Annotated in this window: 17 protein-coding genes; 5 read left to right on the plus strand and 12 right to left on the minus strand. The window is 57.5% G+C overall.

Annotation, left to right across the window (positions count from 1 at the left end; all coding sequences use genetic code 11):
* Positions 1 to 917 (plus strand): citrate synthase (locus ABJD00_RS07515; protein WP_413858178.1); only part of this gene is annotated, 917 nt, incomplete at its 5' end.
* A gap of 59 nt (positions 918 to 976) precedes the next feature.
* Here the strand turns inward: ABJD00_RS07515 and ABJD00_RS07520 are convergent.
* From ABJD00_RS07520 to ABJD00_RS07565, 10 genes are all read right to left on the minus strand, one after another.
* A complete protein-coding gene (locus ABJD00_RS07520; protein WP_413829384.1) occupies positions 977 to 1,753 on the minus strand; it encodes an enoyl-CoA hydratase-related protein in 777 nt (258 codons plus the stop codon).
* Positions 1,754 to 1,826: 73 nt separating this feature from the next.
* Entirely contained in the window at positions 1,827 to 2,282 is a 456-nt protein-coding gene (locus ABJD00_RS07525; RefSeq protein WP_413829385.1) for a cytochrome c-type biogenesis protein CcmH, read from the minus strand.
* The gene (locus ABJD00_RS07530; RefSeq protein ID WP_413829647.1) at positions 2,279 to 4,240 is read right to left on the minus strand and encodes a heme lyase CcmF/NrfE family subunit; all 1,962 of its coding nucleotides are present in this window, start codon (positions 4,238 to 4,240) and stop codon (positions 2,279 to 2,281) included. The genes ABJD00_RS07525 and ABJD00_RS07530 overlap by 4 nt, the downstream gene beginning before the upstream one ends.
* An 89-nt stretch (positions 4,241 to 4,329) precedes the next feature.
* Positions 4,330 to 4,902 carry a holin family protein gene (locus ABJD00_RS07535; protein WP_413829386.1) on the minus strand — a complete coding sequence of 191 codons (573 nt, stop codon included), beginning with the start codon at positions 4,900 to 4,902 and terminating at the stop codon, positions 4,330 to 4,332.
* Complete coding sequence (locus ABJD00_RS07540) at positions 4,893 to 5,504, minus strand: holin-associated N-acetylmuramidase (protein WP_413829387.1); 612 nt, start codon at positions 5,502 to 5,504, stop codon at positions 4,893 to 4,895. Before ABJD00_RS07540 ends, ABJD00_RS07535 begins: the two co-directional genes overlap by 10 nt.
* 83 nt (positions 5,505 to 5,587) lie before the next feature.
* The gene (gene ccmE / locus ABJD00_RS07545; protein ID WP_413829388.1) at positions 5,588 to 6,031 is read right to left on the minus strand and encodes a cytochrome c maturation protein CcmE; all 444 of its coding nucleotides are present in this window, start codon (positions 6,029 to 6,031) and stop codon (positions 5,588 to 5,590) included.
* 4 nt (positions 6,032 to 6,035) lie between these two features.
* Positions 6,036 to 7,064, minus strand: coding sequence for an N-acetyl-gamma-glutamyl-phosphate reductase (gene argC / locus ABJD00_RS07550; protein WP_413829389.1), 1,029 nt, complete (start codon positions 7,062 to 7,064; stop codon positions 6,036 to 6,038).
* 27 nt (positions 7,065 to 7,091) lie between these two features.
* Positions 7,092 to 7,901, minus strand: a complete 810-nt coding sequence (locus ABJD00_RS07555) for a glutamate racemase (RefSeq protein ID WP_413829390.1) — start codon at positions 7,899 to 7,901, stop codon at positions 7,092 to 7,094.
* 20 nt (positions 7,902 to 7,921) lie between these two features.
* Positions 7,922 to 8,803, minus strand: a complete 882-nt coding sequence (locus tag ABJD00_RS07560; RefSeq protein WP_413829391.1) for a lysophospholipid acyltransferase family protein — start codon at positions 8,801 to 8,803, stop codon at positions 7,922 to 7,924.
* A gap of 90 nt (positions 8,804 to 8,893) precedes the next feature.
* Positions 8,894 to 12,313 (minus strand): indolepyruvate ferredoxin oxidoreductase family protein, encoded by a 3,420-nt coding sequence (locus tag ABJD00_RS07565; protein WP_413829392.1) that lies wholly within the window; start codon positions 12,311 to 12,313, stop codon positions 8,894 to 8,896.
* A gap of 171 nt (positions 12,314 to 12,484) precedes the next feature.
* Here ABJD00_RS07565 and ABJD00_RS07570 point away from each other — a divergent pair, with 171 nt between their 5' ends.
* From ABJD00_RS07570 to purL, 4 genes are all read left to right on the plus strand, one after another.
* The gene (locus ABJD00_RS07570; RefSeq protein ID WP_413829393.1) at positions 12,485 to 13,390 is read left to right on the plus strand and encodes a LysR family transcriptional regulator; all 906 of its coding nucleotides are present in this window, start codon (positions 12,485 to 12,487) and stop codon (positions 13,388 to 13,390) included.
* 257 nt (positions 13,391 to 13,647) lie between these two features.
* Entirely contained in the window at positions 13,648 to 15,936 is a 2,289-nt protein-coding gene (locus ABJD00_RS07575; protein ID WP_413829394.1) for a mechanosensitive ion channel domain-containing protein, read from the plus strand.
* A 109-nt stretch (positions 15,937 to 16,045) separates the two neighbouring features.
* Positions 16,046 to 16,444: a hypothetical protein gene (locus tag ABJD00_RS07580; protein ID WP_413829395.1), complete on the plus strand. Its 399-nt coding sequence runs from the start codon at positions 16,046 to 16,048 to the stop codon at positions 16,442 to 16,444.
* A gap of 81 nt (positions 16,445 to 16,525) precedes the next feature.
* Entirely contained in the window at positions 16,526 to 18,685 is a 2,160-nt protein-coding gene (purL, locus tag ABJD00_RS07585) for a phosphoribosylformylglycinamidine synthase subunit PurL (RefSeq protein ID WP_413829396.1), read from the plus strand.
* Positions 18,686 to 18,902: 217 nt separating this feature from the next.
* Here purL and ABJD00_RS07590 read toward each other — a convergent pair whose 3' ends face one another.
* Both ABJD00_RS07590 and ABJD00_RS07595 read right to left on the minus strand, forming a co-directional pair.
* Positions 18,903 to 20,156 carry a vWA domain-containing protein gene (locus ABJD00_RS07590; RefSeq protein WP_413829397.1) on the minus strand — a complete coding sequence of 418 codons (1,254 nt, stop codon included), beginning with the start codon at positions 20,154 to 20,156 and terminating at the stop codon, positions 18,903 to 18,905.
* Positions 20,157 to 20,213: 57 nt separating this feature from the next.
* Positions 20,214 to 21,122, minus strand: a complete 909-nt coding sequence (locus ABJD00_RS07595) for an AAA family ATPase (protein WP_413829398.1) — start codon at positions 21,120 to 21,122, stop codon at positions 20,214 to 20,216.
* Between the last annotated feature and the right edge of the window lie 172 nt (positions 21,123 to 21,294).

Consider the following 21,294-nt stretch of genomic DNA (forward strand, 5'->3'; position numbering starts at 1 on the left):
TCCGCCGCGATGCGCACCCGATGGCGATTATGACCGGCGTTGTTGGCGCGATGTCTGCGTTTTATCATGACTCAACAGACGTGAGCGACCCGTGGCAGCGCGAGGTCGCCACGATCCGCCTGATTGCCAAGATGCCAACCATCGCAGCCTGGGCCTATAAGTTCTCGATCGGCCAGCCTTTTGTCTATCCGCGCAATGATCTTGATTACGCGTCAAACTTCCTGCGCATGTGTTTCAGCGTTCCGGCCGAGGAATACGAAGTAAACCCAATCCTCAGCCGTGCGATGGACCGCATCTTTACACTGCACGCGGATCACGAGCAGAACGCGTCAACTTCAACCGTGCGCTTGGCTTCTTCGTCCGGTGCCAACCCGTTCGCTTGTATCGCTGCTGGCATCGCCTGCCTTTGGGGCCCCGCACATGGCGGTGCGAACCAAGCTTGTCTTGAGATGCTGCGCGAAATTGGCACGCCCGATCGCATCCCTGAATACATCGCACGCGCTAAGGACAAGAACGATCCGTTCCGCCTGATGGGCTTTGGCCACCGGGTCTACAAAAACTTTGACCCGCGCGCGATAGTGATGAAACAGTCAGCTGACGAAGTACTCGAATTGCTGGGCGTGGAAAACAACCCGGTTCTGGCCGTCGCCAAAGAACTTGAGGCTGCCGCATTGGCTGACCCCTACTTCGCCGAGAAAAAGCTGTTCCCCAACGTCGATTTCTATTCCGGTGTTATTCTTGAGGCGATGGGTTTCCCGACGTCGATGTTCACCCCCATCTTTGCGTTGTCGCGCACTGTTGGGTGGATTTCGCAGTGGAAAGAAATGATTGCCGATCCACAAAACAAGATCGGCCGCCCGCGCCAGTTGTATCTGGGCGAGAGCGCGCGCGACTACGTGGATATCGAAAACCGCTAGTTCCGCTCACAGTCGCGAAACTTACCAAAACGCCCCAAGCTCTGGGGCGTTTTTTCCGACTATCGCCCCTCGAAATCCGCTTTGCGCTTTTCGACGAACGCCAGCACGCCCTCTCTGAAGTCCCGGCTTTGGCCACACCCTCCTTGCTCGGATGCTTCAAGCGCCAGCTGTGCCTCAAAATCATTTTCCCAACTGCCCCGGATCACACGCTTTACCGCCGCGAAGGCTTTGGTCGGCCCGTTGGCCAGATGGGTCGCACGCCCGCGCCACTGCGCATCAAAGTCGTCATCAGTAACGGCCTCCCAGATCATCCCCCAGTTGTCCGCTTGACGGGCAGTAATCTTGTCAGCAAATAGCGCGGCCCCCATCGCCTTTGCCATGCCCATGGCGCGCGGCAGGGCATAAGTGCCACCCGCATCCGGTATCAAACCGATCCGGGTAAAGGCCTGAAGAAAATATGCACTTTCCGATGCAATCACCACATCGCAAGCCAACGCCAGGTTCGCACCTGCCCCAGCGGCCGCCCCATTCACCGCAGCAATAGTTGGGATCGGGCAGTTGACGATCGCGCGCAGCATCGGCGCGTACTCATCACGCAGCGTGCGCTCGAGGTTGAGGTCAGAAGCATTCGCCCGATCACCGAGGTCTTGTCCAGAACAGAACGCGCGCCCTGCCCCGGTGATCACCACAACACGCGCCGTCTTACCGGCGTGCGTGACGGCAACGTCAATCTCTGCCCGCATCTGTGTGGTCAGCGCATTCATCACGTCCGGACGGTTCAGTGTGATCAACGCAACGCCGTCTTCCAGCGCATATGTCAGGGTGTCGTACTTCATGGATCAGCCTTCCCTTTTGGGTCTGCGCCCATCCATATCAAACCGATCAGTTTAGAAAAGCCCCGACGCGCCGTTACTCGTCCAGAATTTTGCGGAGCCGCTTGGCCTCATCCGCACTCAGGGCGGCATCTGAGGTGACGGGCGCGCTGGCACGGGTGCGCAGATAGCCAAATCCGATTCCAGCGGCGAGAAGGAACATAAGCGGCCCCGCCGCCCAGAGCAGCCAGTTGGACCCCGACGGCCGAGGGTTCATCAGCACAAACTCGCCGTATCGTTCAACAAAGAAGTCGACGATCTGCACATCGCTCTGCCCCGCTGCCACCTGTTCACGGATAACGCGGCGCGTATCAATCGCCCATTGCGCGTTTGAGGAGGCTACAGATTCCGACTGGCACACCACGCAGCGCAGTGCGTGATCAAGGCCACGCGCCCGCGCTTCAAGAACCGGATCGTCCAGCATTTCGCTTGGGTCCAACGCCAATGCCGCCGAACTGAGTACAAACCAGAAGATGAGACCCAAGCGCATCATTCTGCAGGTACCTGCTCTTGTGCCTTGCGCGCTCCGACCGCCACACGGAACCGTCGGTCGCTAAGTGATAAGAAACCACCAAGCGCCATCAACCCGCATCCGATCCAGATCCAGTTGGTCAGCGGTTTGATGTAGGTGCGCACCGCCCATCCACCAGTCTGTTGAGCATCGCCAATCACGACATAGACGTCACGTGCGAGGTTGTAGTCGATGGCGGCCTCGGTCGTCGGCATCTGGGCCACAGGATAGATGCGCTTTTCCGGCCGCAGCTGTGCGATTTCGCGCCCATCTTTGGCCAGTGTCACAAAGCCCATGGTTGAGAGGTAATTGGGCCCTTCCAACTGCTCGACGTTATCAAGCGTCAAAGTGTACCCGCCAACCTCGAACGGCGCTCCGATCTGGGCGACGCGGATGTCTTCAGACTGCCAGGATGTCAGCCCCGCAACCCCCAACATGGTGATCCCAAGCCCACCATGCGCCACCGCCTTGCCCCAGTCAGAGCGTGGCAGGCGCAACAGACGGCCTGCGTTGAATGTCCGACCTGTGCGGCTGGCCAGATCGACCATCGCGCCCATCACCAGCCACGCGCCAAGGAAAGCGCCCATGGGTCCGACCAGACTGCGACCTGTTTGCAAGGCCCAGGCCAGCCCACCAAGGGCCAGCGCGAGGACAAACACGTAGCGCAACGGACGCATCGCCCGCATCACCTGGCCCCGCTTCCACGGCATCATGGCGCCAACAGGCAGGATAAGACCCAGAACAACCATGAACGGCGTAAAGGCCATGTTGAAAAAGGGCGGGCCAACGCTGAGTTTACGATCAAAGAACATCTCGGCCACGAGCGGCCACATCGTCCCGACAAAAACCACAAAGCAAGACACCGCCAAGAGCACATTGTTAGCCACCAGCGCGCTTTCGCGGCTGACCATTCCGAACACGCCACGCGCCTCCATCGCACCGGCCCGCAGCGCAAACAGGATCAGCGCGCCCCCCATGAAAAAGCCCATGATCATCAGGATAAACACGCCCCGCTCCGGGTCATTAGCGAATGCGTGCACCGATGTCAGCAAGCCCGAGCGGACAATGAAGGTTCCAATCAGCGAAAATCCAAAGGCGAGGATTGCAAGCAGAATCGTCCATGCCTTCAGGCTCTCGCGTTTTTCCACAACGATGGCCGAATGCACGAGGGCTGCCGCCAAAAGCCACGGCATGAAGGACGCGTTTTCGACCGGATCCCAGAACCAGAAGCCGCCCCAACCGAGTTCGTAATACGCCCACCAAGATCCAAGTGCGATCCCAATGGTTAGGAACACCCATGCCGCCAGTGTCCAAGGACGCACCCAGCGACCCCAGGCCGCGTCCACGCGCCCTTCAATGAGAGCAGCTACTGCAAAGGAAAACGCCATGCTCAAGCCCACATATCCAAGGTATAGAAATGGCGGGTGAAAGGCCAAGCCCGGGTCTTGCAGCAGCGGATTCAGGTCCTGCCCATCGAACGGTGGAACTGCAAGGCGCACAAACGGGTTGGATGTGAACAGGATAAAGGCCAGAAACGCGACACCAATCGCGCCTTGCACGGCAAGCACGCGGGCGCGCAGCGAGGGTGGCAAGTTGCCGCCAAACCAGGCCGCGGTCGCGCCAAACAACGCCACAATAAGAACCCACAACAGCATGGACCCCTCGTGGTTCCCCCACGTGCCTGAAATCTTGTAGAGCATTGGCTTCGCCGAATGACTGTTCAGCACCACTAACCGCAGCGAAAAGTCAGACACGATAAACGCGTACATCAACGCTGCAAAAGAAAAGGCGATCAGCAGGAACTGTGCGTTCGCCGCAGGTTCAGCCATGGCCATCAGTCGACTATCTCGCCGCCACGCGCCATAAAGGGGAAGCGCAGCCTGTAAGATTGCGACCAGAAAAGCGAGGATGAGTGCGAAATGACCGAGTTCTGTAAGCATGTTAAGCTTATAGATCACGCGCACCCGCCCGCCAATGCGACAAAGACGAAAACGCGATCACAGCTTTGCCATACCGCCCCGACCGGTCGTCACGCCGAACGACGCCACTCGTCCAAAGCCGGGTTAGCGTCGGCAGTTACCGCTACAGCAGCCAAACGTGCGTCCTGCCCGGTTCCAGCAACGCCAACACTGTCGGCTCGCAGTTTGCGCAAAGCGGCCACGTTCTGCATAACCTGCGGCACATGCGCCATCGTGCTCACGATTTCGCGCTGAAACTGCTGCGCTTTCACCTGATGGCGCGCGCCAAAGTAAAACGACACGATCACACCCAGTAACCACCACAACGGCTCGGGCACGAGCGCAATGCCTTGCATCCTTTCGGCAAACCACAATGGCTCAACCATCGCCGATACAAACAAGCCCAGCGTTCCAAGGGCCAACGCTGGACGCGGCAAGCGATTGATGCCGTCCATTATGCGATCAAACGCACCCTGACGCGGCAACAGGAACTCATCGCTATGGGCGCGCATCGCCTCGATCTGCACCGCGTGAGAGCGCGCAGAGCCAGCCTCTGCGTTTTCGTGAAACACCTCAACAGTGTCCTTTATCACATTGGTTCCATTTTCAAAAAACAACCCAAACATCCGTTCTATCAACCCCATGACGCTACCCTTTCCTGAAACTGTGCAGGGCTCATATGAAAGCGCGGCGCGATGAATTCTTCGGCCCGCTTGATCCAGCCGCCTTTTCCGCCGGCACGGGTGCGGGCGTATTTGCGACTGGCCGGACGTTGATCTGCGATGCGGAAATAGTAGTTCCGCCTCGCGATCCCGTAGGCATCCACAAGGTGTTGCGGAGCGTCTGCATAAGCCGCCCGTGCAGCCCCGATAGAGTTCGGCCCAAGCGCACCATCGACGACGCAAGGATGACCCATCTCATTCAATAGCCGCTGCAGGATCTTGATCGCGTTGCCGCCGGCATTGACATACATGTCAAACACAGTGGCATGCAGAGGCGACGGAAGCTCTGCAATCAACGGACGCTCAAAGTAATGAGTGACGAAGATGTCGGTGGCCTGAGCACGAGTAAGCTGACGCACGTCCTTAGCATCAATGTTCCCGTCCCGATCCAGATCAAGGCCGAGACGGCGCATAGTATGGATCGTCACTCCGAAATTGGTGGCGCCACCTGGATCGTCCGGATCATTCACGTAACCGCCCTCGCGGTCCACGATTTCTTTGGCAATTTCTCTGACGCTTTGCATGCACAGGTCTCCCTTGGACGCGCGGTCCGTTTCGCGGGAAACACTGCATTTTGTTGGTTAACGGGCCTTAAGCCCTGCGCACGCTAGCCGTTCGGGTCCTGATACACGCCCTGTTCTTTCAAGGCATCCACGACTTCCGACGGCATATAGGTTTCATCATGTTTGGCCAGAATTTCAGAGGCTTCAAAGACGCCGTTGATGTAACGGCCTGTGCCAACCATGCCCTGATTCTCTTCGAACAAATCCGGCAATACGCCCGTGAAAACCACAGGAACCGACGCGCCGCCATCAGTCACCTCAAAGGTGATCGATTCGCCTTGGCCGCGGATCAAAGACCCTTCTGCGACCAAGCCACCAATACGAAACACCTCCGTCGGCCCGGGTGGTTCCGCGACAATCTGGCTGGGCGCACGAAAGAAATTAATGCCATCGCGCATCGCATAGCCGATCAGCACTGTCGCGAGGGTCAACGCGACGGCGGCGAGGGCGATGATCTGAATACGGCGCTGTTTCTTGAGGCTCTTCATGGTCTCACGGGAATAACGGGGCCATCATCAGCCCCTCGGTTTCAGAAATACCTAACATCAGATTGGCGTTTTGCAACGCTTGGCCGGATGAACCTTTCGTCAGATTATCAAGTGCCGCGACAACGATCACCCTGCCCGGCATCCGATCCGCAACGACCCCGACATGGCAATAGTTCGACCCGCGAATGTGCCGCGTACTGGGGGCCTCGCCCATCGGTAGCACTTCGACAAACACCTCGTCAGCATAGGCCGCAGCCAACGTGTCATGTACGGCCTGCGCATCACCACGCACATAGGCCGTCCCCAGAATGCCACGGTTGGCTGGGATCAAATGGGGCTGGAATTGGATATAAACATCCCGACCCGCCACCTTCGAAAACTCCTGATCGAACTCGCCCAAATGCCGATGCGTGCTGCCAAGGGCGTACGCATGATATCCTTCACTCAGTTCGGCATGCAGAAGGTTTTCCTTTAACGCACGGCCCGCACCCGACACTGCCGCCTTAAGGTCCAAGATGATCTCGTCCAGATCAATGACACCGGCGGCAATCAGTGGACGCAGTGCAAACTGCCCGGTGGCGGCATTGCACCCTGTGCCTGCAACCAACCGGGCATTTGCAATTTCATCACGATAAAATTCGGTCAGTCCGTAAACGGCCTCGCTTTGCATCTCTACGGCGGAATGCGGGTTGCCGTACCATTTCTGGTAGGCCTCAGGGTCGCGCAACCGAAAGTCTGCCGACAGGTCCACTATCTTAAGATCCTTGGGCAGATCGCGGATGACTTCTTGGCTTGTCTTGTGCGGCAAGGCGCAAAAGCACAGATCGATTCCGCTCCATTCGATTTCATCAAAGGGCACCATAGCGGGCAGGTCCAGATGCCGCAGATGCGGATAGACCTGCGCGACTGTCTGGCCAGCTTTAGAAAAGGCGCCCAAGGCCTTGATTTCAAGGGATGGATGTCCGGCAATCAGCCGGATCAATTCGGCGCCCGTGTACCCGGAAGCGCCCAAGATTGCGATGGAATAACTCATGTCGTGTCTTTCGAAGAAGGTGTCAGATCAGGCGGCTTCAAACGTGATCTGTCGTCGCAAAAACTGCGTGGCCCGTTGGCTGACACGGGCCGGATCGCCGGTGGTCAGATATGCTGCCTCGCCCGTGCCGATCTTGTCGGGATGGCGCTCAAGGTAGTCCGCAAGGCTTTCACCCACGAGGTTTGCCTGACTGTAGACAGAGACATCCGCGCCCAACGCATCCTGAAATTCCGCCTGCATCAGCGGATAGTGCGTGCAGCCCAGAATGGCCGCCTGCGGTTGGGGCATCTTGCGTTTGAGCGCATCGACATGGCTGCGAACGAGCGCATCCGCAAGGATCATGTCCCCGTCCTCGATAGCATCCACGACACCACCACAGGCCTGCGCCTCAACGTCCACACCTATGGCACGAAACGCCAGCTCGCGCTGGAAAGCACGGCTTGCCACAGTGGCGGGCGTCGCAAACAGGGCGACATGCTGCACAGCCACTTCCCTTGGAGGAGAGTTGTCGCCCCACTGCCGTTCGGTCAGGGCTTCAATCATCGGGACGAACACACCCAGCACGCGCTTGTCCTGCGGCACCCAGGATTCCTGCATTCGCCGCAAGGCAGCGGCCGAGGCCGTATTGCAGGCCAGAATCACCAAATCACACCCCGCATCGAACAGGCGCTGCACAGCTTGGCATGTCAGATCATAGATGTCGTCCGCAGTGCGCACGCCGTAAGGGGCATTGGCGCTGTCGGCCAGATACACAAACGGCACGTCAGGCAGCCGTGTCCGCACAGCGTCCATGACGGTCAAACCGCCCAATCCGGAATCAAAAATGCCTATCGCCATGACATGGGCCTTGCTGCGGCTCAGGTGCGGTGCCGCTCTTCAAACTCATAGCCCAGATCAAACATTTTCACTGGGTTCGGATTCAGCTCATACGTGGCTTTTCGAAGGAATTCCATCATCTGTTTGGGATCACCCGCCATCGGGTCCAGAACCGCTCGGTCAATGGGTTCTCCGATCACAACCTTTACCGGCGTATCGACGCGCTTTTTGAACTCCTTGATCAACAGGCCAAGGCGCAATGTGTTGTGCGTATGGCTTGCGATCTGGAACAAACGGCTTGTGTGGCCATCATAGTAAAGCGGTACAACGGTCGCTTCCGACTTGGCGACCATCCGCGCTGTAAAGCTGCGCCAACCGGGATCCATTGGTTTGGCAAAGGGCTTGACTGCGGTACTGACCGTACCACCGGGGAAGATGCCAACGGCGCCGCGCTCTCCCAGATACCGCAGCGCCTCTTTGCGGGTGGCGATGTTCATCGCCATGGCTTCGCGGCTGTCGTCAAAGCTGATGGGTAGTAGCACTCGGTTCAGCTCTTCGGCCTTTTTGAAAACCGAATTTGCCATGAGCCGAAAATCGCCTCGCACCATCGACAGGATATGGCCCATCATAAGCCCGTCCAGTATGCCGTACGGGTGATTGGCAATCAGGATCAGCGGCTTGTCACGCGGGATGTTGTCGAGACTGCCACCAACGATATCAAGGCTCAGCCCATATCGCTCAACCATGACAGCCCAGAAATCACGGCCCGCCGCGACCTCGTCCTCGTATCCCTCAGCGCGTTTGATCAACCGCATGCGCCCCGTCGTATTCTCGATCAACCGGATCAGCGCGCGCCCACCCTTTGTCTCTGCCGAATGGGCATACGAGATTTCGCGGGCAATTTGGCGGTTACTGCGGGGCATGGTTTTTGGGTCCGGCCTCTGTCTCACATGCGGTGTATGTAATGTCGGTGACCCAGTCTGCAAAGCTTTTATGACGCGCACATGACGGCTTTAGTCCGCCGCCTGTGCCTGCGCGGTCCCACCTGAACGGATCACCGATAGCAGTTCTTCGCGCCGTTTTTCCGCTTTTGCTGCGTTTGCATGCTTAACCGGACCAAAGCCACGAATGTCCAGCGGCAGCGCGGCAAGGGCCACAATCGCATCGCGTGTGCCATCGCTGAGTTTTGGCAAAACCTCAGCCATATCAGCCTCGTATTGGCGGATCAGCGCGCGCTCCATACGCCGCTCTTCGGTACGGCCGAAGGGATCTAAAGGAGTCCCTCGCAGTCCCTTCATTCGCGCCAGAATACGGAAGTTTCGCATCATGGAGGGCCCATATTCTTTTTTCAAAGGGCGACCGTCCGGGCCTGTCTTAGAGAGCATCGGCGGAGCGAGGTGGAAATTCATCGTGAACTCTCCATCAAACTGCTCGCGCGCCTTGGCTTCGGTGTCCAAATGCAGGCGTGCGACCTCGTACTCGTCCTTGTAGGCAAGCAGCTTGTGATATCCTTTGGCAACCGCTTCCTTCACAGCAGCTTCGCTGATCCAGTCCACTAGTTTGCGATAGCGTTTGGCCAGTCGTTTGCCTTGGTACTTGACCAGATGATCCGCGCGGAAGTTGATCTTGTCCTCCAGCGTCTTGGGCATCTGCAACACTTTAGGTTCGGCCACGCGCGCGGCTTCTTCACCATGCAGCACCGCCCAGCGCCCGATTTCGAAAGCACGTTTGTTCTTGTCGACAGCAGCCCCATTGAGAACAATCGCCTGCATAATCGCATCCAGAGACAAGGGCACCAACCCGCGTTGCCATGCTGCGCCAAAGATCATCATGTTGGAAAAGATCGAATCCCCCATCGTGGCGCGGGCCAGATCAGAGGCATCAAACATATCGACCCGCCCTTGCAGCCGCGCTTCAACCGAAAGCGTCAAACGGTCTGTGGGCAATGCAAATTCTGTATCGCGGGTAAAGTCGCCGGTAATAATCTCATGGTTGTTGATCACTGCACCCGTGCGCCCCGTCGCGGTCAGGCCCAACGTCTTAGGCCCTGCACTCACGACCAGATCGCCCCCAATGAGGGCATCCGCCTCGCCCGTGGCCACACGGATCGCGCTGATGTCGCCGGGGTCATTGGCCAGCCGGCAATGGATGTGTACTGCGCCTCCCTTTTGGGCAAGTCCCGCCATCTCCATCATGCCTGCGCCTTTTCCGTCGATGTGGGCTGCTTGGGCAAGGACCGCGCCGATGGTCACAACACCCGTGCCTCCGACGCCGGTGATCACCACATTCCAGGTGCCCTTGATGGTCGGCAGGTCCGGCATCGGCAGATCAGGCAGGTCCAGCGTTGCGGTGGCCTGCTTTTTCACCTGCGCGCCCTCAAGGGTCACAAATGAAGGACAGAACCCTTTGACACAGGAAAAATCCTTGTTGCAGCTCGACTGATCTATGGCGCGTTTACGGCCCAATTCGGTTTCGGCAGGAACAATGGAGACACAGTTGGATTGCACCCCGCAATCGCCGCATCCTTCACAGACGTCGGTGTTAATGAACACGCGCTTGTCGATATCCGGAAACGTCCCACGTTTGCGTCGACGGCGTTTTTCAGCGGCACAGGTCTGGACATAGACGATGACGCTGACACCTTCTGTTTTGGCAAAGCGCTCCTGTACAAGTTGCAGTTCGGCACGTTCGTGGGTCGGCACGTCTGTTGGAAACCGCGAAAGGTCCACGTCTTCCTTGTCGTCATAAACGACAGCAACGTTCTCACATCCCATCGCGCGGACCTCATTAACGATCCGGTAAGGATCAAGACCACCATCGTTGCCCTGCCCGCCTGTCATGGCCACCGCATCGTTGTAGAGAATCTTGTAGGTCATCGTGGTGCCAGCGGCGAGCGCTGCGCGGATTGCCTGCACACCGGAGTGGTTATACGTCCCGTCCCCGATATTCTGGAACACATGGCCGCGCTCAGAAAACGGCGACTCGCCGATCCAGTTGGCACCTTCCCCACCCATATGGGTGTAGCCGATGGTCTCGCGGTCCATCCACTGCACCATGTAGTGACATCCGATACCCGCATAGGCACGACTGCCCTCAGGCACTTTGGTGGAGGAATTGTGCGGACATCCTGAACAGAAATAGGGCAAGCGCGCGGCAATATCTTCGGCGTTATCTGATCTGCGGGCTTCGTCCAGCGTGGCCATGCCCGCCTTGATCCCATCGGTCTCGCGTCCTTCCTCGATCAGGATCTCACCCAGCTTCTCCGCAATCCAGATCGGATCAAGTGCGCCGCGCGTCGGGAACAACTCTTCGCGGTGCAAGGCACCTGCACCACCCTTGTACCAGCCATAGACGCGACGCCCGCGACGGTCGTCAAAAATCGCCTCTTTGATCTGCACTTCGATCAGTTTGCGTTTTTCTTCGACCACGACGATCAGATCGAGGCCCTCGGCCCACTCTTGGAACCCTTGCATATCCAGTGGAAATGTCTGGCCGACCTTGTACGTTGTGATGCCAAGACGTTCGGCCTCATCCTCATCAATGTTGAGCAAGGACATAGCGTGGATCAGATCCAGCCAGTTCTTGCCTGCCGCGACGAACCCAATCTTGGCCCCCGACTTGCCCCAAACGCGTTTGTCCATTTTGTTGGCGCGGGAAAACGCCTCGGCTGCGAACCGTTTCTGGTCAATCACACGCGCTTCCATCGCAGTGGGGTCGTCCACCAGCCGGATGTTCAAGCCACCCTCAGGCATGTCAAACTGTGGTTGCACAAAATTCAGACGATGCGGGTCGCCATCCACAACACTCGTGGCCTCAACCGTGTCCTTCATCGTCTTCAGGCCAACCCATGTGCCGGAAAAACGGCTCAACGCCCAGGCATACAGACCATAATCCATGATCTCCTGAACGCCTGCGGGCGAAACAACCGGCATATAGGCATCCACCAAAGCCCACTCGGATTGGTGCAGTACGGTCGAAGACTCACCAGTATGGTCATCCCCCATCGCCACGACAACGCCGCCATTTGGCGAAGTACCGGCCATATTGGCGTGCTTGAACACATCCCCAGATCTATCGACGCCCGGCCCCTTGCCATACCAAAGGCCAAAAACGCCGTCGTATTTGCCCTCACCACGCAGTTCCGCCTGCTGCGCACCCCAAAGGGCAGTCGCGGCAAGGTCCTCGTTGAGGCCGGGTTGAAAGGTCACATCATGGGCGGCCAGTGGCTTGAGCGCGCGCGTCATATGCATGTCCACGGCCCCGAGAGGCGAGCCACGATACCCCGTCACCAGACCGGCCGTATTCAATCCCGCGGCCTTGTCGCGCGCCTTTTGCATCATCACCAGTCGGACAAGCGCCTGGGTGCCGTTCAGCAGAACGGGGCTTTTTTCGAGGTCATACCGATCATTCAAGGAAATCTTCTGCGTGCTCATGCTTGGCCTCCCCTGCCACGATCAGTCTTACATAAGTTTCGCCCAAATATAGGTCACAAATTCTGACCTGTATACATAATTTTTTGTGAAAGAGACGGTTCCACTGGCCTCGGGTGTGTGAAATGGGATCAACTCACTGTATGTGAGGTGAGGGTTACGGATTGTACGCAAATGGATTGGGACAAATTACGGATATTCCACGCGGTCGCTGACGCGGGCAGCCTGACGCATGCTGGCGACAAGCTGAACCTCAGCCAGTCGGCGGTATCCCGTCAGGTGCGTGGGCTTGAGGAATCGCTGAACGCCACGTTGTTCCACCGCCATGCGCGCGGACTGATCCTGACCGAGCAAGGCGAGTTGCTTTTTGATGCAACGACCGCCATGAACAAGCGGCTCGATACGGCAAGCGCACGCATCCGCGACAGCGAAGAAGAAGTGTTTGGCGATTTGCGTGTCACCTCCACAATCGGTTTTGGTACGCTGTGGCTGGCCCCGCGTTTGGTCAAGCTTTATGCTAAATACCCGGATCTGCGCGTGGATCTGATGCTGGAAGAGCGTGTTCTGGACTTGCCAATGCGCGAGGCCGATGTGGCCATCCGCATGAAAGAGCCGAGCCAGGCTGACCTGATCCGCAAACGTCTCATGACGGTCAAGATGCAACTCTTTGCCACACAGGCCTATGTGGACGAAAATGGCGTACCCGACAGTCTCGAAGCCATGGTCGACCATCGGCTCATCTGCCAGAGTGTAAACGCGACACAGGTCGGCGCCAGTTCTACCCTGGTGCAACAAATGCTCACCTATGACGTGCGCAGCCTTCTGACCGTAAACAATTATTTCGGCGTGCTTCAAGCGGTGCTGCAGGACCTTGGGATCGGCGTTCTGCCCGACTACGTGAGCGCCGAAGATCCCCGGCTTGTCAGAGTGTTGCCCGATGTTGAATCTGCGGACGTACCCGTGTTTCTGGCCTACCCTGAAGAATTGCGGCAATCCAAGCGGATAGCTGCGTTCCGGGACTTTGTTCAGGAAGAAATCACAGCCTATCGCAAGGCGCTGAGAGCACGTGAAAACGCCTGAGATATGCACCCTGTGCATAACGGACATTCCTAAGAACATGAACAAAGTGCCTTGAACCGCGGCATATCGGCACTTAACTCATCATCATGAAGACGATGCGCTCCCGCGCCATCTTCATACCTCCCTGTTGGACTTGGCCGAGCTTCGTGCTCGGCCTTTTTTTTGCGGCAATGGAATCCGGCCATCCTGCAAATCGCTTGCAAATATGCCCTTGCCGGACGCATTGTGCCTGAAAATAAAAGTCACATGGGGATAGTATGCGTTTTACCAAAGTAGCGATTCAGACGGTCGCGCTTCTACTGTCTGTCTTTGTCGGAACAAGCGTTTTTGCACAATCGCTCATGCCATCGACCGGCGGCGGCTCATCAGAACCGACGGTAGCCGAACTTCCTGATCCCTTGACACCAGAAGCCGCTAACGCATTGATTTCACGGCTTAGTGACAGTGAGGTGCGCGCGCTTCTGCTTGATCAACTCAACACACAAACTGTCGATGAGGAAGTCAGCGCTGCTGGTCTGAGCGAGTTCATTTATCATGCCACAAGTGGCGCCGGTGACAATGTGCTCGAGGCGGTTCGACGGCTTCCGCTCGCATTTAGCAAACAAGGCGAAGCATTTGTCAATTTTGCAAACTTTTTTGGTGGCACGGGGCTGCTTTATCTGTTTGCGGCTTTGGGCGCAGTCATCGCGACGGCCGCTGTTGCGGAATTGCTTTTTCGTCAGGTCGCACGCCCTTGGTTGAAACTGCCTAAACAAATGAACGCGGATGCGTCGATTCGCGAAACTGTGTCACTTTTGTTCAAACGGCTTATGGGCCAGGTAGGAGCGGTGCTCGTCTTCTTTGTCGTCGCGGGCATTATGACTCACAATGTCATCCCCGAACTTTATCGCCCATTCATTGCAGTGGTGGTTCCAATGTTGATCGTGCTGCCGCGGATGGCTGGTGCCATCTCGCGGTTTTTGATGGCCCCGGACAACCCCGCCTATCGTTTCGTCCACACTGACGACCGGACTGCCAAGACGATCGCGTTCCACATGTTCTGGCTCACCTTCCTTATTGGTTTCACGTTCTTTGTGCTTGCCTTCAACGCAGCCAATGGTGTCCCGGCTGGCGAAACCCGGATTGGGTTCTGGTTGAACCTGAGTGTTCATGTCTATCTCGCCCTCATTATCTGGAGAAACCGCGAAGGGCTGATCATGATGATGCGCGGCTCGGAACCAGATGTGAGCCCGATAGAAGAACGCATCGCACAAGCATTCCCGATCTTTGGACTCGCCGTAACATTCGGGACTTGGTGGGTGGTCAACATAGTGTCGAGCTATGGCAATTTCGCGCTGTTACTGACCCTGCCGCACTACAAGACAATGATCTTTTTGTTGTTTGCGCCAGCGTTGGACACTTTGATCCGCGGATTGGTGCATCACTTGTCCCCTCCAATGACTGGCGAAGGCCCAATTGCAGCTCGGGCATATTATGCCGCCAAAAGATCCTACATCCGCATCGGTCGGGTCATCGTATTTGGCCTTGTCCTGATGATTATTGGCAGATTCTGGGGTATGACACCTGGTGGATTGGCCTCTGCTGGTGTGGGCGAACGGCTGGCTGCCAACATGATCGAATTCCTGATGATCATCTCGGTTGGCTACATCGTCTACGAACTGGTCTCCCTCTACATCAACCGCAAGCTCGCGCAGGAACAAACTTCTGCTGGTTTTGATCCAGAGACTGAAGACACAGGCGACGGCGGCGGCGCTGGTGGATCGCGGCTTTCAACAGTGCTGCCCCTGATCCTTGGCGTATCGCAGGCAGCAATTGTAATTCTCTTTGTTCTGCTCGCCCTGAGCAATGTGGGCGTGGACACAACACCGCTCCTTGCCGGTGCTGGTATCGTTGGCCTCGCTATCGGTTTTGGCGCTCAAAAACTGGTGTCGGACGTTGTGTCCGGTATCTTCTTCCTGATCGACGACGCGTTCCGCACCGGTGAATATGTGGATGTGAACGGCACGATGGGTACGGTCGAAAAAATCTCGATCCGTTCGATGCAGCTGCGCCACCACAAGGGGCCCGTGCATACGTTGCCTTACGGCGAAATCCCAAAAATCACGAACTTCTCGCGCGATTGGGTGATCATGAAGCTGATCTTTACCGTGCCCTTTGGCACAGACCCGGAAAAGGTACGAAAACTGTTCAAGAAGATCGGGCAGGACCTGCTACAACACGAGATCTACGGCGATGACTTTCTGCAGCCGTTCAAGTCGCAAGGCGTCTTCCAGTTCGACGACGTGGGCATCGTGATCCGGGGCAAGTTCATGGCCAAGCCTGGCACACAGTTCACCATTCGCAAGGAAATCTACAACCGCGTGAATGCAGCCTTTGCAGAAAACGGTATTGAATTCGCGCGTCGTGAAGTACGGGTTGCATTGCCCAATTCAGATGGCGACGACAAGCTGACGGATGACGAAAAAAGGGCCATAGCTGGCGCAGCAGCGCAAGCTTCGCAGGAACAGGCAGCGGCAGCACCGGCAGGCGATAAACCCGGCGACTAACCGACGTCGCTTGTTTCACGCCGATCTCACTTGCGCGCGAGCCGATGTTTCCTTCGTGAATAAAAGCCCGACCTGACGTGTAGTCCATGCACCGAAAAGGAGACAAAACATGTCACAATTACTAAAGGCACTGCACACAAGCGCCCTTGCCATCATTATGACAGCCAGCTTTGCGCAGGCAGAACTGTCGGACGCCGACAAAGACCAGATTGCCGGAAAAAGCGGTTTGCGCGTTTTCACGTCGGATGGCGCGTTTGTCGGCGTTACCAACGGGCTGTTTTTCTTTCGCGACGACCGTATGCGGTTGTTCGTGTTGAACAAAGTCGGATCGAGCTTTCGCCCCATAAGTGACGACCTGAATGTGACTACCTACACAGACAAGGTGACACTTAACGGAACGGACTTGATTCTCGATGAATCGAAACAGCGGTTCCGCAATGCAATTCCGCCAAAATTCTTCCGCGATGATGACGGCCCAAGGGACGTCGTTCTTCTAAGCCGACGCTAAGCTTACGCCCCCTTTCCCCCGACTGTTCTGCCTTGTAAGAGAAGCCGCAACGCAAGAAATGCAGTCAGGGGACAAGAGCGCATGACCGATCCAGCCATCACACAAGATCTGATCGCGGCCCATGGCCTCAGCGCAGATGAATACGACAGCATCCTCGAAATCATCGGTCGAACCCCAACCTTCACTGAACTCGGCATTTTTTCGGCGATGTGGAACGAACACTGTTCCTACAAATCCTCCAAAAAGTGGCTCCGTACCCTCCCCACAGACGGCCCTCAGGTGATCTGCGGCCCCGGCGAGAACGCAGGCGTGGTCGACATCGGAGACGGGCAAGCCGTGGTCTTCAAAATGGAGTCTCATAACCACCCGTCATACATTGAGCCCTATCAGGGTGCAGCCACCGGCGTGGGCGGCATTCTACGCGACGTGTTCACCATGGGCGCGCGCCCAATCGCTGCGATGAACGCGCTATCCTTCGGGGAACCGGAACACCCCAAAACGCGCCAGCTTGTGCACGGCGTCGTGGCAGGCGTTGGCGGGTATGGCAACGCGTTTGGCGTGCCGTGCGTCGGCGGTGAAGTCCGCTTTGATCCGGCCTACAACGGCAACTGTCTTGTAAACGCCTTTGCCGCTGGCCTCGCGGATGCTGACAAGATCTTCTACTCCGCCGCATCGGGCATTGGCATGCCGGTGGTCTATCTCGGCGCCAAAACCGGGCGCGACGGCGTCGGCGGTGCCACGATGGCTTCGGCAGAATTTGACGACACAATCGAGGAAAAGCGCCCCACCGTACAGGTCGGCGACCCCTTCACCGAAAAGCGGTTGATGGAAGCCACGCTGGAACTCATGGCCACCGGCGCTGTGATCTCTATTCAGGATATGGGTGCAGCGGGCCTTACCTGCTCCGCCGTGGAAATGGGTGACAAAGGCGGTCTTGGCGTGCGTCTCGATCTTGAAAAGGTACCTGTGCGCGAAACGGCAATGACCGCCTACGAGATGATGCTGTCAGAGTCTCAGGAACGCATGCTGATGGTCCTGCGCCCCGAACTTGAGGCAGAGGCCAAAGCCGTGTTCGACAAGTGGGACCTCGATTTTGCGATCGTCGGTGAAACCATTGCCGAAGACCGGTTCCTGATCCAGCTCAACGGCGAGATAAAGGCCGATCTGCCTCTGTCCAAACTTGCCTCCACAGCCCCCGAATATGACCGCCCCTGGGTGCCCACACCAGCGCCTGAGCCGCTGGCAGATGTTGTAAATGTCGATCCCATCGACGGGCTGAAGGCGCTTCTGGCAAGCCCCAACTATGCCTCCAAAGCTTGGGTGTTTGAACAATACGACACCATGGTGATGGCCGATAGCGCGCGCACCCCTGGCCTCGGCGCAGGGATCGTCCGTGTTCACGGCACGGACAAGGCGCTGGCTTTCACCTCGGACGTGACACCACGCTATGTGCAAGCAAATCCCGAAATGGGTGGCAAACAGGCAGTAGCAGAAGCCTACCGTAACCTCACCGCCACGGGCGCCACACCGCTGGCGACGACCGACAACCTCAACTTCGGCAATCCCGAAAAACCCGAAATCATGGGCCAACTTGTTGGTGCGATCAATGGGATCGGAGAAGCAGTCGCCGCGCTCGACATGCCCATCGTGTCAGGCAACGTCTCACTGTATAATGAAACCGACGGAACTGCGATCCTGCCCACCCCTACAATTGGGGCCGTAGGCCTTATTTCGCACCCAGATGACATCATCGGCTGCGACGTGCGCGACGGGCATCTGGCCGTCATGATAGGCGACAGCGAAGGACATTTGGGCCAGTCCGCCCTGTTGCTGGAAATCTTCAACCGTGCCGAGGGAGATGCGCCATTAGTCGATCTAGCAGCGGAAAAACGCAACGGTGATTTCATCCGTGACAACCGGGCGCTGATCAACGCCTGCACCGATCTCAGCGATGGCGGGCTCGCGCTTGCCGCGTTCGAAATGGCGCAAGCGTCAGGCGTCGGCGTGGTGTTGGACAGCAGCGATACCAGCACGCTCTTTGGCGAGGATCAGGGCCGCTATCTGGTGGCCTGTAGCTTTGACAAGGCCGAAGCCTTAATGATTGCAGCGGGTCAAGCGGGTGTGCCGATCCAGACGGTTGGCAAATTCAGCGGGGATACAGTGTGGATGGGCAACTCCAGCGCGCCTCTTACGGACCTTTCCGAGACTTACCAGACGACCTTCGCGGCCACCTTCGCCTGACCTTTGGGTCGGAGCCGTCCTTGCTTGAGCTGCTTCGGACAGGGAGGGCTGGTTTTGCCAAGTGAAATCGCCGAGGGGCCCCTTTGGGGATACGGCTATTTGACTTGGGAAGGACAGACATCTCTGTCAGATGCGAGATCAATCAAGGGCGGCTCCGATCTTTTGGGACGGAGAGTTCCGAAGCGCCGAACCAAAAGTGTAATGCGCCGCAAGGCGCTCAATTTGATAACATTCCGATCAGGCGATCACGCTCGCCCACATCATCGCGGCGCGAAATGACGGCCGCCAACTCCTCAAGCGATGCAATTGAGTGCCCAGCGCGAAAGCTGTCCACGTGAGGCAGCATCGCCGCAATCCCACGGGCCTTGGGTGCGAATTCATCCCAGCGTAGCAACGGATTGATCCAGATCAGACGGCGCACAGACAAGTGGAGGCGTTGCATCTGACGGGCCAGATCGTCCGCCTCTCCACGATCAAGCCCATCCGTGATCAAAAGCACCACCGCTCCCTGCCCCAGCACCCGGCGCGACCAGTCGCGGTTAAAGGTCTCAAGGCAACTGCCAATGCGTGTTCCACCTTCCCAATCCTGTGCCTCCGCCCCAGCGGCGCGCAGGGCAGCATCCACATCGCGAGTGCCCAGATGGCGGGTGATATTGGTCAGCCGCGTCCCAAAGGTGAACGCATGAACACGGGCCCAACCCGCACCCTTGGCATTGGCGACACTATGCAAGAAATGGAGCACCACGCGGGAATACTGGCTCATCGAGCCAGATATATCGCACAGCACCACAAGGTTAGGATAGCGCGGTTTGGGCTGCACCCACTTCAAGTCCCGCATCTCGCCACCAAAACGCATGGCTGCACGCAAAGACCGCGCCCGATCGATGCGCCCGCTATGTGCTAGAGCCACGCGTCGTGACGGGATTGGGTCAACGGGCAGCGTCATGCGGGCCAACATTGCCTTGGCCCGGGCCATTTCGTCTGTACTCATTTGCTCGAAATCAAGTGTCTTTAGCTGTTCGTCGGCAGAGGTGGTGAGCGACGCATCGATCTCGATCTCGGTGCCTTGTTCGTCCTCGTCAGGCTCAGCTTCCGAGACTGGCGCACCATCCAACAGCGCTTCCGCCGCACGCTTCTCGGCCGCTTGAGCTGAGCGATCTTCTTGCACACCGCGCACCGCAGGCAGCATTGCCGCCATCATATGCTCCAAATAACGCGGATCACGCCAATAAAGGCGGAAGATTTGCCCGAACACCGCACGGTGTTCGGGGCGCGACACGAAACAGGCGTGCAGAGTCCAGTAAAAGTCACGCTTTTCAGTGAACCCGGCAGCCTGAACAGCCTCGATCGCATCGATCAGGCGCCCCGGACCGATGGGCACACCGGCACGGCGCAATGCCCGCGCAAAATGGGCGATATTGCCTGCCAGTTTCGGATGCTCAGGCAGATCAAGAGGCGCGTATTCAGGCATATGTGAGACCAGTGGGCAGCCCCAAGACCCCCGTACTATTTACGGCCAAAAGAAACGTCATGCCGGTTCGAGAGACGCCTTGGCCTCGTCCAAAATACGCTTAGCCTCGGACCCCTGAAGCTTTTGGATGTCGTCCTGATACTTCAGGACAGCGCCAAGGGTGTCAGCAATCACCTCTGGGCTGAGCGTCATCACATCCAGCGCAAGCAGGCATTTGGCCCAGTCGATGGTCTCGGCCACGCCCGGCTTCTTGAACAGATCTTCTGTGCGCAATCGCTGCACAAAGGCGACGACTTCACGGCTCAAACTGGCCGCGGCCTCCGGTGCGCGCGCCGTCAATATGTCCATCTCACGCTGGAAGTCGGGATAATCGACCCAGTGATAAAGACAACGGCGTTTGAGGGCGTCATGCACTTCGCGGGTGCGATTAGAGGTCAAAATCACGATGGGAGGTTCCGGGGCCTTGATCGTCCCCAACTCAGGAATCGTGACCTGGAAATCGCTGAGCGCTTCGAGCAGAAAGGCTTCAAACGGTTCGTCGGTGCGGTCCAACTCGTCTATCAACAGTACGGGCGCACCGGTTTCATCTGGCTGCATCGCCTCAAGCAATGGGCGTTTGATCAGGAAATCGTCTGAAAACAGCTCTGTCTGTAGCGCCTGGCGATCAGATCCGCCCGCTGCTTCGGCAGTGCGGATGGCGACCATTTGCGCCGGAAAATTCCACTCGTAAACGGCCGAGGACGCATCAAGCCCCTCATAGCACTGCAGACGGATCAAGCGCCGTCCCAGCCCTGCACTCAGGGCCTTTGCAATTTCAGTTTTACCTACGCCAGCTTCTCCTTCCAGAAAAAGCGGTCGGCCCAATTTCAGGCTTAGGAACACTACAGTGCCCAAGGCACGGTCACAGACATACCCTTGGGCGTCCAGCATGGCCTGTACGGCGTCGATCGATTGGGGGATGGGCATGAAAAGTCCTTCTATCTCCAGCCCAACCTGCATCACGGCGCCCGGAGGTCAAGCCCTTGCCCCGCGCGCGCGTTGACGGAATTTTGCCAAACTGGCATGATTCAGCGGCACATGTGGAAAACATGTTGATCTGAGAAAACGAGGGATGGGCGACCACGCATCCAGCCCCATA

Origin of the sequence: Tateyamaria sp., assembly GCF_039945315.1 — a bacterium.
In the GTDB taxonomy this organism is placed as follows: Bacteria; Pseudomonadota; Alphaproteobacteria; order Rhodobacterales; family Rhodobacteraceae; genus Tateyamaria.

What these genes read in the sequence shown, in the direction of transcription:
- ABJD00_RS07540 (WP_413829387.1), bottom strand. Translation starts at nt 5,504, where the DNA reads ATGCAAAGCGTCAGAGAAATTGCCAAAGAAATCGTGGACCGCGAGGGC.
- ABJD00_RS07560 (WP_413829391.1), bottom strand. Translation starts at nt 8,803, where the DNA reads ATGCCCCGCAGTAACCGCCAAATTGCCCGCGAAATCTCGTATGCCCAT.
- ccmE (WP_413829388.1), bottom strand. Translation starts at nt 6,031, where the DNA reads ATGAAGAGCCTCAAGAAACAGCGCCGTATTCAGATCATCGCCCTCGCC.
- ABJD00_RS07535 (WP_413829386.1), bottom strand. Translation starts at nt 4,902, where the DNA reads ATGGGGTTGATAGAACGGATGTTTGGGTTGTTTTTTGAAAATGGAACC.
- ABJD00_RS07565 (WP_413829392.1), bottom strand. Translation starts at nt 12,313, where the DNA reads ATGAGCACGCAGAAGATTTCCTTGAATGATCGGTATGACCTCGAAAAA.
- ABJD00_RS07575 (WP_413829394.1), top strand. Translation starts at nt 13,648, where the DNA reads ATGCGTTTTACCAAAGTAGCGATTCAGACGGTCGCGCTTCTACTGTCT.
- purL (WP_413829396.1), top strand. Translation starts at nt 16,526, where the DNA reads ATGACCGATCCAGCCATCACACAAGATCTGATCGCGGCCCATGGCCTC.
- ABJD00_RS07590 (WP_413829397.1), bottom strand. Translation starts at nt 20,156, where the DNA reads ATGCCTGAATACGCGCCTCTTGATCTGCCTGAGCATCCGAAACTGGCA.
- ABJD00_RS07525 (WP_413829385.1), bottom strand. Translation starts at nt 2,282, where the DNA reads ATGATGCGCTTGGGTCTCATCTTCTGGTTTGTACTCAGTTCGGCGGCA.
- argC (WP_413829389.1), bottom strand. Translation starts at nt 7,064, where the DNA reads ATGAGTTATTCCATCGCAATCTTGGGCGCTTCCGGGTACACGGGCGCC.
- ABJD00_RS07570 (WP_413829393.1), top strand. Translation starts at nt 12,485, where the DNA reads ATGGATTGGGACAAATTACGGATATTCCACGCGGTCGCTGACGCGGGC.
- ABJD00_RS07530 (WP_413829647.1), bottom strand. Translation starts at nt 4,240, where the DNA reads ATGCTTACAGAACTCGGTCATTTCGCACTCATCCTCGCTTTTCTGGTC.
- ABJD00_RS07580 (WP_413829395.1), top strand. Translation starts at nt 16,046, where the DNA reads ATGTCACAATTACTAAAGGCACTGCACACAAGCGCCCTTGCCATCATT.
- ABJD00_RS07520 (WP_413829384.1), bottom strand. Translation starts at nt 1,753, where the DNA reads ATGAAGTACGACACCCTGACATATGCGCTGGAAGACGGCGTTGCGTTG.
- ABJD00_RS07555 (WP_413829390.1), bottom strand. Translation starts at nt 7,901, where the DNA reads ATGGCGATAGGCATTTTTGATTCCGGATTGGGCGGTTTGACCGTCATG.
- ABJD00_RS07595 (WP_413829398.1), bottom strand. Translation starts at nt 21,122, where the DNA reads ATGCCCATCCCCCAATCGATCGACGCCGTACAGGCCATGCTGGACGCC.